At 71.4% G+C, this 13695-nt stretch carries 13 protein-coding genes; 7 read left to right on the top strand and 6 right to left on the bottom strand.

Features of this window, described 5'->3' with window-relative positions; all coding sequences use genetic code 11:
- Positions 1-32: 32 nt before the first annotated feature.
- Both ACWGDE_RS08350 and ACWGDE_RS08345 read right to left on the bottom strand, forming a co-directional pair.
- Positions 33-791, bottom strand: a complete 759-nt coding sequence (locus tag ACWGDE_RS08350; RefSeq protein ID WP_453388199.1) for a class I SAM-dependent methyltransferase — start codon at positions 789-791, stop codon at positions 33-35.
- 53 nt (positions 792-844) lie between these two features.
- Positions 845-1453 (bottom strand): DUF3043 domain-containing protein, encoded by a 609-nt coding sequence (locus tag ACWGDE_RS08345; RefSeq protein ID WP_453388198.1) that lies wholly within the window; start codon positions 1451-1453, stop codon positions 845-847.
- A 245-nt stretch (positions 1454-1698) separates the two neighbouring features.
- On the opposite strand from ACWGDE_RS08345, the gene ACWGDE_RS08340 reads away from it, so the two are divergent.
- Together ACWGDE_RS08340 and pspAA are read left to right on the top strand one after the other, a co-directional pair.
- Positions 1699-2493 carry a PspA/IM30 family protein gene (locus tag ACWGDE_RS08340; RefSeq protein ID WP_328298268.1) on the top strand — a complete coding sequence of 265 codons (795 nt, stop codon included), beginning with the start codon at positions 1699-1701 and terminating at the stop codon, positions 2491-2493.
- Positions 2494-2506: 13 nt separating this feature from the next.
- Positions 2507-2785, top strand: coding sequence for a PspA-associated protein PspAA (gene pspAA / locus ACWGDE_RS08335; protein ID WP_453388197.1), 279 nt, complete (start codon positions 2507-2509; stop codon positions 2783-2785).
- Positions 2786-2880: 95 nt separating this feature from the next.
- On the opposite strand, the gene ACWGDE_RS08330 is transcribed toward pspAA, so the two are convergent.
- Complete coding sequence (locus tag ACWGDE_RS08330; protein ID WP_453388196.1) at positions 2881-3648, bottom strand: hypothetical protein; 768 nt, start codon at positions 3646-3648, stop codon at positions 2881-2883.
- Between the two features lie 85 nt (positions 3649-3733).
- On the opposite strand from ACWGDE_RS08330, the gene ACWGDE_RS08325 reads away from it, so the two are divergent.
- The 3 genes from ACWGDE_RS08325 (at position 3734) to ACWGDE_RS08315 (ending at position 8638) form a co-directional block, all read left to right on the top strand.
- Positions 3734-4567, top strand: a complete 834-nt coding sequence (locus ACWGDE_RS08325; protein ID WP_453388195.1) for an adenosylcobinamide-GDP ribazoletransferase — start codon at positions 3734-3736, stop codon at positions 4565-4567.
- A 48-nt stretch (positions 4568-4615) separates the two neighbouring features.
- Positions 4616-5326 (top strand): response regulator, encoded by a 711-nt coding sequence (locus ACWGDE_RS08320; protein WP_453388194.1) that lies wholly within the window; start codon positions 4616-4618, stop codon positions 5324-5326.
- 180 nt (positions 5327-5506) lie between these two features.
- A complete protein-coding gene (locus ACWGDE_RS08315) occupies positions 5507-8638 on the top strand; it encodes an efflux RND transporter permease subunit (protein ID WP_453388193.1) in 3132 nt (1043 codons plus the stop codon).
- Positions 8639-8741: 103 nt separating this feature from the next.
- Here the strand turns inward: ACWGDE_RS08315 and nadA are convergent, their stop codons facing one another.
- On the bottom strand, positions 8742-9929 hold the full coding sequence (nadA, locus tag ACWGDE_RS08310; RefSeq protein WP_453388192.1) for a quinolinate synthase NadA: 1188 nt from the start codon (positions 9927-9929) through the stop codon (positions 8742-8744).
- Positions 9930-10255: 326 nt separating this feature from the next.
- Here nadA and erpA point away from each other — a divergent pair, with 326 nt between their 5' ends.
- Positions 10256-10612: an iron-sulfur cluster insertion protein ErpA gene (gene erpA / locus ACWGDE_RS08305; RefSeq protein ID WP_214949940.1), complete on the top strand. Its 357-nt coding sequence runs from the start codon at positions 10256-10258 to the stop codon at positions 10610-10612.
- A gap of 104 nt (positions 10613-10716) precedes the next feature.
- Here the strand turns inward: erpA and ACWGDE_RS08300 are convergent, their stop codons facing one another.
- Positions 10717-12177 (bottom strand): hypothetical protein, encoded by a 1461-nt coding sequence (locus ACWGDE_RS08300; protein ID WP_453388191.1) that lies wholly within the window; start codon positions 12175-12177, stop codon positions 10717-10719.
- A gap of 87 nt (positions 12178-12264) precedes the next feature.
- Positions 12265-12477, bottom strand: coding sequence for a hypothetical protein (locus tag ACWGDE_RS08295; RefSeq protein ID WP_453388190.1), 213 nt, complete (start codon positions 12475-12477; stop codon positions 12265-12267).
- A gap of 132 nt (positions 12478-12609) precedes the next feature.
- Here ACWGDE_RS08295 and ACWGDE_RS08290 point away from each other — a divergent pair, with 132 nt between their 5' ends.
- A complete protein-coding gene (locus ACWGDE_RS08290) occupies positions 12610-13587 on the top strand; it encodes a carbohydrate kinase family protein (protein ID WP_453388189.1) in 978 nt (325 codons plus the stop codon).
- Positions 13588-13695 lie beyond the last annotated feature (108 nt).

Raw genomic sequence — 13695 nt, 5'->3', positions numbered from 1 at the left:
CCTGCGCGTTCGGGGGCGTTCGGGGGGCGTTCTCAGCCCCGCACGCCGCACAGGTGCAGCAGTGCGGCGATCCCGCGGTACGGGTCGGTCCGCCCGGCGCGGTCCTCGGCGGCCAGCAGCCGCTCCAGCTCGGCGTCGGGCGGGAGCTCCTCCCCGGCCTCCGTGCCGTCGGTGAAGACGCGTACGCCGTACCAGGTCTGCAGCGGGGCGCCGATGCCCGACAGGGTCGCGGTCAGCGCGGACAGCCGGTCGGCGCGCACGTCCAGGCCGAGCCGGTTGGTGTAGCCGACGGTGTCGAAGGCCTCCAGCGCGGCCGGCCAGTCGCCGTCCAGGCCGGGCCGCATGGCGAGCGCGTCGCCGTTGCGCACCAGCAGGGACAGCAGCCCGCCGGGGGCCAGCATCCGGGCGAGCCCGGCGAGCATGGCGTCCGGCTCGGGCAGGTACATGAGCACGCCGTGGCAGAGCACGACGTCGAAGCTGCCCGGCAGGAAGTGCGCGCCGGTCTCCCGGCCGTCGCCCTCCATGAGGCGGACGCGGTCCCGGATCCCGGCGGGCTCGGCGGACAGCGCCTCACGGGCGACGGCCAGCATGCCGGGGTCCTGCTCCAGACCGGTCACGATGTGCCCGGCGCGGGCCAGGCGCAGCGCCTGGGTGCCCTGGCCCATGCCGACGTCGAGGACGCGCAGCCGCTGCCCGACGGGGAAGCGGTGCGCGATCTGCTCGTCGACCTGGCGGCCTACGAGCTCCTGGCGGACGGCATTGCGCAGTCCGCCGAGGCCCTCGAGCCACAAACGGGCACCGTCCGCGAATCCGCCCCCGCCGAACGCTCCGGGCGTCCCTCGGCTCAGGGCCGTTCCCCGCGCTTGACCTGCGGCTTCGGCAGACGGAGCCGGCGCATCTGGAGGGTGCGCATGAGGCCGTACGCGACGGCGCCGCGCTTGGGCTCGTCCGGGAAGCGCTGGTTCAGGGCCTTGCGCAGGCGGAAGAACAGGCCGACGGAGTCGACGATGATCAGCGCGATCACGCCGAGCCACAGCAGCAGCGCGATGTTCTGGATGGACGGGACGCGGACCATGCTGAGCACCAGGATGATCACGGCCAGGGGCAGGAACATCTCGGCGACGGAGAAGCGGGAGTCCACGAAGTCGCGCACGTAGCGGCGGACGGGGCCCTTGTCGCGGGCGGGCAGGTAACGCTCGTCGCCACTGGCGAGAGCCTCGCGCTGCTTGGCCATCTCCACGCGACGGCGCTCACGGGCTCGCTTGGCATCCTCCTTGCGATTGCCGGTCGAGGCCACCACGGCCTTGCGCTGCGACTGGGCCACAGCACGCTTCGGCGTAGGGCGGCCCTTCGGGGCCTGCGGGTCACGGGGCTGCGAGAGGTCGGCGCTCACCTTGTCGGTGGCGGCGGCCTTCTCTTCCTTGGAGGAGCGGCTACCAAACACAAAACCCAAGGGTACGTGGTCAAGGGCACGTGCCCCACCCCGGCGGGGAACGATCCGGCAACGGCGGGCGTCCTCTGTGTGTGGGCCTTCTCCGGGATCACCTACTCCTTACGCCTGACACGGCGCCGGAGCAGTCGTCCTGGAGGAGGAGCGCATCCGTACTCGAACAGTGCGGTAATGGAGACAGGGCCCGTACTGTGGGTCCTGTTGGTGACCTGGAGCACAGTCCGTCTAGAAGGGGGCGCGCGAAGCCCATGAGCGGTGTCATGAAGCGTATGGGGATGATCTTCCGCGCGAAGGCGAACAAGGCCCTTGACCGGGCCGAGGACCCGCGCGAGACCCTCGACTACTCGTACCAGAAGCAGCTGGAGCTGCTCCAGAAGGTGCGCCGTGGCGTCGCCGACGTGGCGACCTCCCGCAAGCGCCTCGAGCTGCAGCTCAACCAGCTCCAGGGCCAGTCCAGCAAGCTGGAGGACCAGGGCCGCAAGGCGCTGGCCCTCGGCCGCGAGGACCTGGCCCGCGAGGCCCTGTCCCGCCGGGCCTCGCTGCAGCAGCAGGTCAGCGACCTGGAGGTGCAGCACCAGACCCTGCAGGGCGAGGAGGAGAAGCTGACGCTGGCCGCCCAGCGGCTCCAGGCCAAGGTGGACGCCTTCCGCACCAAGAAGGAGACCATCAAGGCCACGTACACGGCGGCCCAGGCGCAGACCCGGATCGCCGAGTCCTTCTCCGGCATCTCCGAGGAGATGAGCGACGTCGGCCTCGCCATCCAGCGGGCCGAGGACAAGACGGCCCAGCTGCAGGCCCGCGCCGGCGCGATCGACGAGCTGCTCGCCTCCGGCGCGCTCGACGACCAGAGCGGCCTCGGCTCCAAGGACGACATCCAGGCCGAGCTGGACCGCCTCTCGGGCGGCACCGACGTGGAGCTGGAGCTCCAGCGCATGAAGGCCGAGCTGGCGGGCGGCCCGTCCGCCCAGCAGCAGGCCATCGAGGGCGGCGCCCCGGGCGCCGGCCAGCAGTCGCAGACCCAGCACCGGTTCGACAAGCAGTAGAACGGGGCCCGTCATGATTGTCCGCATCATGGGGGAAGGTCAGGTGAAGCTGGCCGACAGCCACTTCACCGAGCTCAACAAGCTGGACGACGAACTGCTCGCGGAGATGGAGAGCGGTGACGAGCAGGGCTTCCGGCGCACGCTGGGCGAGCTGCTCGACGCCGTGCGCCGGCTCGGCGAGCCGCTGCCGGACGAGGCGCTGGAGCCGTCCGAGCTGATCCTGCCCGCGCCGGACGCGACCCTGGACGAGGTCAGGTCGATGCTCAGCGACGACGGCCTGATCCCGGGCTGACGGACACCGCGAGACGTACACGTGATGAAGGGCCCGCCCCGGTTCGGGGGCGGGCCCTTCGCGTACGTCTCGCGGTGTCCGCGGGCGGCGGACGATCAGTGGATCTCGTTCCGGGAGGCCCGCTGCTCCGGGTCCGGGGTGCCGCCGATGAAGTTCTCGAACTTGCGCCGCGGAGCCGCCCACCGGCGGTCGTGGTGGAAGGCCCGCAGCCCCGCCTTGGCCCGGGCCCTGGGGCGGTTCGCGTAGAACTTCTTCGCGTACGGGGAGCCGGGCCGGGCCAGCCGGATCGCGCCGATCAGCGCGACGAAGGGGATGACCGTCCCGAAGAACGCGGTGCGGGCCTTGCCCTTCCACAGGGCGATCAGGGCCAGGAAGAAATTGGTCGCCGTGTTCATGACCACGAGCCCGCGGTTGTGCCGCTCCTCCTCGGTGAGGTCGTTGACCCCGAACGGCAGGAACCCGCCCAGGACCAGCGCGACGATCGCCGCGGTCAGGACCACGATCTCCACGCTCTTGCGGCCCTGCTCGCTCCAGTACACGTCGTCCAGGTGCAGGATCAGTGCGAACTCGTCCAGGACCAGCCCGGCGCCCAGTCCGAAGATCACGGCCGACAGGCCGGCCCCGAAACTGTGCCGGCTGCTGCCGATCGCCCCGAACCCACCGATGATCACGAGGATCACGCCCGGTACGACGTGGTGGATGTGCAGCCCGCCCGGGGTGACGTTCTTGAACGGTCCGCGCCCCGCCCGGATCATCCGCGTGATCACGCGGGTGATCAGGAAGGACATGACGAAGGAGACCAGGGCGAGGAGCAGGGGCAGCTTCCCTGGCTCGACGATGTTCCGATACCACCAGTGACCCATGCCGCAGACTCTCTGTTTGGCAGCTCCCGATCTGTCCCGTAATGGGTAACTTACCGTCCGGGGCGAGCAGGTAGCGTTCGCGTCGATGACAGATTCGTACGATGGCCCGTCCCCCACGCCCCCTCCCGCACCGCCCGCGGACCGGGCCTCCCTGCTCGACGGGGTGCGCTTCGTCTTCGGCACCCTCACCGTGCTCCCCGCGCGCATCACCCGGTGGGACCGCCCCGCCGCCCGGACCGGCATGGCCTGCGCCCCGCTCGCCGGGCTCGTCGTGGGCCTCCTCGCGGCCGTGCCCGGGGTGCTCCTGCTGCTGTGCGGCGGCGGCCCGCTGCTGGCCGCGGCCGTCAGCGTCGCCGTGCCGGCGGCCCTGACCCGCGCCCTGCACCTGGACGGCCTCGCCGACACCGTCGACGGACTGGGCAGCGCCAAACCGGCCGAGGCCGCCCTGCGCATCATGAAGCAGTCCGACATCGGCCCCTTCGGGGTCGTGGCGCTGGTGATCGTCCTGCTGGTCCAGGTCGCGGCCGTGTCGAACGCCTACGCCGACAGCTGGATCCGCGGCGCCCTGGCCACCGTGGTCGCCGCCGTCACGGCCCGGCTCGCCATGACCCTCGCCTCCCGCGACGGAGTTCCGCCGGCCCGGCCCGGCGGGCTCGGCGCGGCCGTCGCCGGCACGGTTCCGCGCCCCGCGGCCGCCGCGATCGCCGCGGTCACCGTGGTGCTGGCCGCCGCCGCCGGGCTCCCGCTGGGCCTGCCGTACGCCGGCCAGTACGCGGCGGCGGTCCTCGCGGGCCTGCTGGCGGCCGAACTGCTGCTGCGCCGCTGCGTGCGCCGCTTCGACGGGGTCACCGGCGACGTGTTCGGCGCGCTGGCCGAGATCTCGGCGACCACGGCCCTGCTGGTGCTCGCACTGGGCTGACCCGGGACGGCCCTCGGCCCCGCAGCGGGGACGACGTAGGGTCGGGGCGTGAAACAGACCCCGGACCCGGCGCCCATCAGAGTCCTCCTCGCCGACGACCAGGCGCTGCTGCGCAGCGCGTTCAAGGTGCTCGTCGACTCCGAGCCCGACATGCTGGTCGTGGGGGAGGCCTCCGACGGGGCGCAGGCCTTCGAGCTGGCGCGCGGGGTCCGGCCCGACGTCGTGCTCATGGACATCCGGATGCCCGGCACCGACGGGCTCGCCGCCACCCGCCTGATCAGCGCCGATCCCGAACTGGCCGACGTGCGCGTGGTGATGCTGACGACCTTCGAGGTCGACGAGTACGTCGTGGCGGCCCTGCGGGCGGGCGCCTCCGGCTTCCTCGGCAAGGGTGCCGAGCCCGAGGAGCTGCTCAACGCCATCCGCGTCGCGGCCGCCGGCGACGCGCTGCTCTCCCCGGCCGCCACCAAGGGGCTCATCGCCACCTTCCTCGCCCAGGGCGGCGGCGCCGACGGCACGCTCGCCACCGGAGCCGCGCACGCGCAGCGGCTGGCCGCGCTGACCGGCCGCGAGCGCGAGGTCCTCGTCCTCGTCGCGGCGGGCCTGTCCAACGACGAGATCGCCGGCCGGCTGGAGGTCAGCCCGCTCACCGTCAAGACGCACGTGAACCGGGCCATGGCCAAGCTGGGCGCCCGCGACCGTGCCCAATTGGTGGTCATCGCGTACGAATCGGGACTGGTCCGGCCCCGGGCGGAGTAGCGCGGCCCAGTTACGGAGTACGTCCGCCTACTGCGGACGCGGTATGCGCCGGACAAGGACGGGACCTGGGGCCGACGCAGCGGTGCCCGCGCGCACGCCAGGCTGAGGTGCCCTCGCGTGTGCCCGACGGCATGACTTCGTAGACGTCACCCACGTCACTGCAGAGAGATCCCCATACCCATGTTCCGGCTGTCCCGCTTCAGCCTGGCCCAAAGGGCGCTGATCGGCCTCGTGTCGATCGTCGCGCTCCTCTTCGGCGCCATAGCCATCCCGCAGCTCAAGCAGCAGCTGCTGCCCTCCATCGACCTGCCGATGGTGTCCGTGCTCGCGCCCTACCAGGGCGCCTCGCCCGACGTGGTGGAGAAGCAGGTCGTCGAACCGATCGAAGCCATGCTCAAGGGCGTCGACGGCATCACCGGCATCACCTCCACCGCCAGCGAGGGCAACGCCGTCATCATGGCGACCTTCGACTACGGGGACACCGGCACCAAGCAGCTCGTCGCCGACGTGCAGCAGGCCGTCAACCGGGCCCGCGTACGGCTGCCCTCCGAGGTGGACCCGCAGGTGATCGCCGGTTCCACCGACGACATGCCGACCGTGGTCCTCGCCGTCACCTCCGACAAGGACCAGCAGGCGCTCGCCGACCAGCTGAACAAGTCCGTGGTCCCCGTCCTCGAGGACATCGCGGGCGTCGGCCAGGTCACCGTCAACGGTGTCCAGGACCTCCAGGTCACCGTCACCCCGGACAACGCCAAGCTCGCCGCCGTCGGCCTCGACGGCGCGTCCCTGGCCCAGGGCCTCCAGGCGGGCGGCGCCACCGTGCCCGCCGGCTCCTTCGACGAGGCGGGCAAGAACCGCACCGTGCGCGTCGGTTCCGGCTACACCTCGCTCGCCCAGCTGGAGGACCTGCGCCTCACCGCCGGACCGGGCAAGCCGGCCGTCCGCCTCGGCGACGTGGCGAGCGTGAAGCAGGAGCCGGCCAGGGCCGACTCCATCACCCGCACCAACGGCAAGCCCAGCCTCGCCCTGGTCCTGACCATGGACAAGGACGGCAGCGCCGTCGCCATCTCGGACGCGGTCAAGGACAAGCTGCCCGAGCTCCGCTCCACCCTCGGCTCCGGCGCCGACCTGACCGTGGTCAGCGACCAGGGCCCGCCCGTCGCCAAGTCCATCTCGGGCCTGACCACCGAGGGCATGCTCGGCCTGCTCTTCGCCGTGATCGTGATCCTGGTCTTCCTCGGCTCGCTGCGCTCGACGCTGGTCACCGCGGTCTCCATCCCGCTGTCCGTCGTCCTCGCGCTGATCGTGCTGTGGACCCGCGACCTGTCCCTCAACATGCTGACGCTGGGCGCGCTCACCATCGCCATCGGCCGGGTCGTCGACGACTCGATCGTGGTCCTGGAGAACATCAAACGCCACCTCGGCTACGGCGAGGAGCGCGAGAGCGCGATCATCACCGCGGTCAAGGAGGTGGCCGGCGCGGTCACCTCCTCCACGCTCACCACCGTCGCCGTCTTCCTGCCGATCGCCTTCGTCGGCGGCATGGTCGGCGAGTTCTTCGGCCCGTTCTCCATCACCGTCACCGCAGCCCTGCTGGCCTCGCTGATCGTCTCCCTGACGGTCGTGCCGGTCCTGTCGTACTGGTTCCTGCGGGCGCCCAAGGGCGTGAGCGCGGGAGACGCCGAGAGCATCGAGCGGGCGCGCCGCGAGGCCGAGGAGAAGGAGTCGCGCAGCAGGCTCCAGCAGTTCTACGTACGCGCGCTGGGCCTGGTCACCCGCCGCCGGGTCACCACCCTCGTGATCGCGGTCGTGGTCTTCGTCGCGACGCTGGGCATGACCCCGCTGCTCAAGACCAACTTCTTCGACCAGGGCGAGCAGACCGTCCTGAACATCAAGCAGCAGCTGCCGCCCGGCACTTCGCTGGCCGCCTCCGACGAGGCGAGCCGCAAGGTGGAGAAGGTCCTGGCGGACACCGAGGGCGTCAAGGACTACCAGGTCACCGTCGGCTCCTCCGGCTTCATGGCGGCCTTCGGCGGCGGTACCGGCTCCAACCAGGCCTCGTACACCGTCACGCTCAAGAGCGCCGACGAGGCCGACGCCACCAAGAAGCGCATCGAGACCGCCCTGAAGGGCCTCGACGGCATCGGCGACACCACCATCGCGGCGGGCGACGGCTTCGGCAGCCAGAACCTCAGCGTCGTCGTCAAGGCCGGTGACGGAGCCGTCCTGGCCCAGGCCGCGGAGCAGGTCCGTGCCGAGGTGGCCGAGCTCGACGACGTCACCGACGTCCAGAGCGACCTGTCCCAGTCCGTGCCCCGGATCTCGGTCACCGCGACCCCGAAGGCGGCGGAGTTCGGCCTGAACCAGGCCGCGCTCGGCGCCGTCGTCGGCCAGGCCGTCCGCGGCAACCCGGTGGGCAAGGCCGTACTGGACAACACCGAGCGGAACATCGTCATCAGGTCGGCGCAGCCGACCGCCACCCTGGCCCAGCTGCAGGCGCTGCCCGTCGGCCCGGTCAGGCTCGGTGACATCGCCGAGGTCAAGGAGGTCCCGGGCCCGGTCGCGATGACCCGGATCGACGGCGCCCGCGCCGCCACCATCTCCGCGAAGCCGGTCGGCGACAACACCGGCGCCGTCAGCTCCGCCCTCCAGTCGAAGATCAAGGCCCTGGACCTGCCCGCGGGCGCCACGGCCACCATCGGCGGCGTCGGGCAGGACCAGAGCGAGGCCTTCTCCTCGCTGGGCCTGGCCATGCTCGCGGCCATCGCGATCGTCTTCATGCTGCTGGTCGCGACGTTCCGCTCGCTGGTCCAGCCGCTGATCCTGCTGGTCTCCATCCCGTTCGCGGCGACCGGCGCGCTCGGCCTGCTCCTGGTCACCGGCACCCCGCTGGGCGTCCCGGCGCTGATCGGCATGCTGATGCTCATCGGCATCGTGGTGACCAACGCGATCGTCCTGATCGACCTGGTCAACCAGTACCGGGCCCAGGGCTACGGCGTGGTCGAGGCGGTCGTCGAGGGCGGCCGCCACCGCCTGCGGCCGATCCTGATGACGGCACTGGCGACGATCTTCGCGCTGCTCCCGATGGCGCTCGGCGTCACGGGCGAGGGCGGCTTCATCTCGCAGCCGCTCGCGGTGGTCGTCATCGGCGGCCTGATCAGCTCGACCCTGCTGACGCTCCTCCTGGTGCCGACGCTCTACACGATGCTGGAGCTCCGCAAGGAGCGCCGGCGCGCGAAGAAGAGGGCCCGCCTGACCGTGGTCCCGTCTCCCTCGGCCTCCTCGGAGGACGAGAGCCCGGTCACGGTCTGACGCCGCACCGGGTCACGACGTACCCGCACAAGCCGAAGGGCCGCCCCTCGCAGGAGGGGCGGCCCTTCGGTCGTCACGGGGGAGGCCGGTGAGGCCGGGGAGGCTACGGAAGCGCGAGCATCCGCTCCAGGGCGAGCTTCGCGAAGCTCTCGGTCTCCTTGTCGACCTGGATCTGGTTGACGAGGTTGCCCTCGGCCAGGGACTCCAGGGTCCACACCAGGTGGGGGAGGTCGATGCGGTTCATGGTCGAGCAGAAGCAGACCGTCTTGTCGAGGAAGACGACTTCCTTGTCCTCCGCGGCGAAACGGTTCGCCAGGCGGCGTACGAGGTTCAGCTCGGTGCCGATGGCCCACTTGGAGCCGGCCGGGGCCGCCTCCAGCGCCTTGATGATGTACTCCGTCGATCCGACGTAGTCCGCGGCCGCGACGACCTCGTGCTTGCACTCGGGGTGGACCAGCACGTTCACGCCGGGGATGCGGGCGCGCACGTCGTTGACCGAGTCGACCGAGAAACGGCCGTGCACCGAGCAGTGCCCGCGCCACAGGATCATCTTGGCGCCCCGCAGCTCCTCGACGGTCAGGCCGCCGTTCGGCTTGTGCGGGTTGTAGAGCACGCAGTCGTCCAGGGACATGCCCATGTCGCGCACCGCGGTGTTGCGGCCCAGGTGCTGGTCCGGGAGGAAGAGCACCTTCTCGCCCTGCTCGAAGGCCCACTCCAGGGCCTTCTTGGCGTTGGACGACGTGCAGATCGTGCCGCCGTGCTTGCCGGTGAAGGCCTTGATGTCGGCCGAGGAGTTCATGTACGAGACGGGGACCGTCGTACCGGCGATGCCGGCCTCGGTCAGCACGTCCCAGCACTCCGCGACCTGCTCGGCGGTGGCCATGTCGGCCATCGAGCAGCCGGCCGCGAGGTCGGGCAGGACGACCTTCTGGTCGTCCGAGGTGAGGATGTCCGCGGACTCGGCCATGAAGTGGACGCCGCAGAAGACGATGTACTCGGCCTCCGGCTTGGCGGCCGCGTCCTTGGCGAGCTTGAAGGAGTCGCCGGTGACGTCGGCGAACTCGATGACCTCGTCACGCTGGTAGTGGTGGCCGAGGATGAAGACCTTGTCCCCGAGCTTCTCCTTGGCGGCGCGGGCGCGCTCCACCAGGTTCGGGTCGGACGGCGAAGGCAGGTCGCCGGGGCACTCCACCCCGCGCTCGCTCTTGGGGTCGGCTTCGCGGCCGAGCAGCAGCAAGGCAAGGGGCGTCGGCTGGACGTCCAAAGGCTGGGCGGTGGTCACGACACGCACCCTTTCTGTTCTGCGACAAGGGACTTCTGAAGCCATCGCTTCGACTGCGCTTCGACTTCTCGTCTATTTGACGTTATCTATCATAACCGCTTCACGTCACTTTGACGATGCCGATAGTGTCGATGTGACGAATTCGCCCGCCGGGGACAGGGGCCGCCCGCCCGCGATAGGGGTCACCTCCGCGCGGCGGTGTGCGAGCATGGAATTTCTGAAACAAGCGTCGGGTCCCGGAATGAATCCGCGGTCCCGCTCGTTGCCACCGACGGCAAGAGTCCGACGTTTCCCCGCGCCTCGCGGGGAGCCGCCCACTTCGGGAGTGAATGCAGATGTCCGTACAGGACGAAAAGACCACTGTGAGCGACGGCATCCTCCTGTCCGACGCCGCCGCCGAGAAGGTCAGGACCCTGCTGGAGCAGGAAGGCCGTGAAGACCTGGCCCTGCGCGTGGCCGTCCAGCCCGGCGGTTGCTCCGGCCTGCGCTACCAGCTCTTCTTCGACGAGCGCTCCCTCGACGGCGACGTCGTGAAGGACTTCGACGGCGTCAAGGTCGTCACCGACCGGATGAGCTCCCCGTACCTGCACGGTGCGTCGATCGACTTCGTCGACACCATCGAGAAGCAGGGCTTCACGATCGACAACCCGAACGCCACGGGCTCCTGCGCCTGCGGTGACTCCTTCAGCTAAGCCCGGCACCTCCAGCTGAGCCTGCAGGGCCACGAGAGGGGCCCGCCACCGGACGTCCGGTGGCGGGCCCCTCTTCGCGTACGCGGCCCCGTGCGGGCCGCCTGCTACTGCCGGGCGAGCGGCTTGCCCGTCGTGGCGTCGATCACCTTCCGGTCGCCGAGCGGCTGCTGGAGCTTGGCCGTCACCGTCATCTCCTGCGCGATCATGATGCAGGCCTGCCCCGGCTTGTTCGGGGTGTCCGTGATCTTCGTCGTCACCGACTCCGGCTGCTCCCGGACCTCCAGGGCGTACGTGCTGCACACCCCGCCCCAGAAGTTCACCGTCAGCGTCCGGTCGGCCTCCGCGTACGAGAATCCCGGCACGGTCCGTCCCTTCGCGGGCGGCGCCGCCGACGCCGGGGGCTCCTCGGACAGGGCCGCGGGCTGGGCCACCGTGCGGCCCGCGGAACCGTCCTTGCCCGCCACCGTGAACAGCCAGGCCGGGACCAGGCCCCTGGCCCCCTCGACCGTGCCCGGAACCAGCCCGAGCTCGGCTCCGCGTACCGACTCCGTCCGCGGCGGCTTCATCGGCCGGGGCTCCGGGTTGCACGGCAGCGTGTCCGTGGCGCCGACCGGGGGGTCCGGGGTCAGCGGAACGCTCGTGGCGCAGCCGCTGGGGTCGGGGCGGTCGTCGGAGGCCCCCTTGGCCTTGTCGTTCAGCCGGGCCAGCGCGTCGACGGCGCCGATCACCGGCTGGTCGGCGGCCCGTACCGGAGCCGTCAGCTCCCCGCTGCCCGAGACCACCTTGGAGTCCGCGCCGACGCCGATCCGCGTGGACCAGCCCTGCGTGGGCAGTCCGCCGATCACCGGGTCGGCGCTCACCACGCGTACGGAGCCCTGGAGGAGCCGGGCGTCGAGCTTGGCCGTGCTCTGGCCGACGGCGGCCAGTACGGGCGCGGCGGCGGCCTTGGCGGCCTCCTCGGAGACCGGCTTGCCCGCGGCGTCGCCCCCGCCGGAGGCGTTCGCGGCGCCGTCCTGGGGGAGCGTGGCCGGCCCGCAGGTGTCCTTCCCCCGCTGACAGTCGTCCCCGGTGCCGCCCACCTGGAACCGGGAGAAGTTCCAGGTCCCCGGAGCCTTGCGGTTGACCGTGAGCAGGGGCCCGGAGCCGTCCGCGCTCTCCCCGACCTGCCAGAGCTCGCCGGAGAGCCGGGGCGCGCCGGAGAGGCCGAGGGCGGCGGCGAGCCGGGCCACGTCGGCGGAGGTCACCTCACCGCGCGCGGCGAAGGCGGGCGCGGTCCCCGGACCGTCGGGCAGTTTGACGTCGGCCGTGTACGTGACCCCGCCGCCGGAGGGGTCGGGCTCACCGGGCGCGATGCCGGGCCCGGGCGGGGTCGGCGCGACGCGGGGCGCGGAGGCCGCGCTGTCACCCGTACGGTTCTCACCGTGCGCGGTCGAAGCCAGGTACGCCGTGCCGCCGCCGGCGAGCAGGACCGCCGCGGCGATCGAGCCGACGACCCAGGACGGCCGTCGTGGTGTGGCCCGTGATGTGTCGGGTGTGCCGGATGTGCCGGGTTGTTCGCTGGTCACCGCATCGCTCCTTTGCCCGTCCCGCAGTGGGTGATGCGGGTGTGACGGAACAGACGCGGATCCGGTTCCGCGGGAACCGGAGACGGCCTAGTCGCCGTAGGCGGCCGTGGAGGCGATCAGGCGGGCCGAGGCCGCCGGGACGCGGATTCCGTGGATCTGCGAGGGAGCCACGCGGTCCTGACGGGGTTCCGCGGGGACCTGCCAGTGCGGGGCCATCCGGGCGCAGTCGCCCAGCAGCCGGGAGAAACCGGGGCGCGCGTCGGCGGGATCGGCGTACCCGAAGCCATCGGTGTAGGTCATGGGGCACGGTAAGCACGGCACGGCGGGCGAAGAAAGACCTACTACGGGGTAGTTTCTGCCGGTCGGCCGCAGGCCCGACGACCGGGTAGTTTTGAATGTCCCCTCGCCGCCCTCCGCAGGAGCATCCACGCCGTGCGCATCGCAGTCACCGGCTCCATCGCCACCGACCACCTCATGACCTTCCCCGGCCGCTTCGCCGACCAGCTGGTCGCGGACCAGCTGCACACGGTCTCCCTCTCCTTCCTCGTCGACAACCTCGACGTACGGCGGGGCGGCGTCGGCCCGAACATCTGCTTCGGCATGGGGCAGCTCGGCACCCGCCCGATCCTCGTCGGCGCGGCCGGCTACGACTTCGACGAGTACCGCGCCTGGCTGGACCGGCACGGCGTCGACACCCAGTCCGTGCGCATCTCCGAGGTGCTGCACACCGCGCGCTTCGTCTGCACCACGGACGCCGACCACAACCAGATCGGCTCCTTCTACACGGGCGCGATGAGCGAGGCCCGTCTGATCGAGCTGAAGGCGGTCGCGGACCGGGTCGGCGGCCTGGACCTCGTCCTGATCGGCGCCGACGACCCCGAGGCGATGCTGCGCCACACCGAGGAGTGCCGCACGCGGGGCATCCCGTTCGCCGCGGACTTCTCGCAGCAGATCGCCCGCATGGACGGCGAGAACATCCGCACCCTGATGGAGGGCGCGACGTACCTCTTCTCGAACGAGTACGAGAAGGGCCTCATCGAGTCGAAGTCCGGCTGGACCGACGCGGAGATCCTGGCCAAGGTCGGCACGCGCGTCACCACGCTCGGTTCGAACGGCGTCCGGATCGAGCGGGTCGGCCACGAGCCGATCGTCGTGGGCTGCCCGGAGGAGACCGCGAAGGTCGACCCCACGGGCGTCGGCGACGCGTTCCGCGCGGGCTTCCTGACGGGTCTGGGCTGGGGCGTCGGCCTGGAGCGTGCCGCGCAGGTCGGCTGCATGCTGGCGACGCTCGTCATCGAGACCCTGGGCACGCAGGAGTACACCCTGGCCCGCGCCCACTTCATGGAGCGCTTCACGAAGGCCTACGGCGACACCGCCGCGGCGGAGGTCCAGGCCCACCTGGCCGCGTAGCGGGCACCGGCGGGGCTGGGTTGCCGCGCAGCGGCAATTCCAGCCCCGCCGGCGTTTGAGGCGCGGGTCTGGGCGGAGCCCGGGGAACGGCGGAAGGGCGGGTAGGGG

Source organism: Streptomyces sp. NPDC054956 (assembly GCF_053609185.1).
Note: the sequence above shows the minus strand (reverse complement) of the source record. Positions and strands in the feature narration are given on the sequence as shown.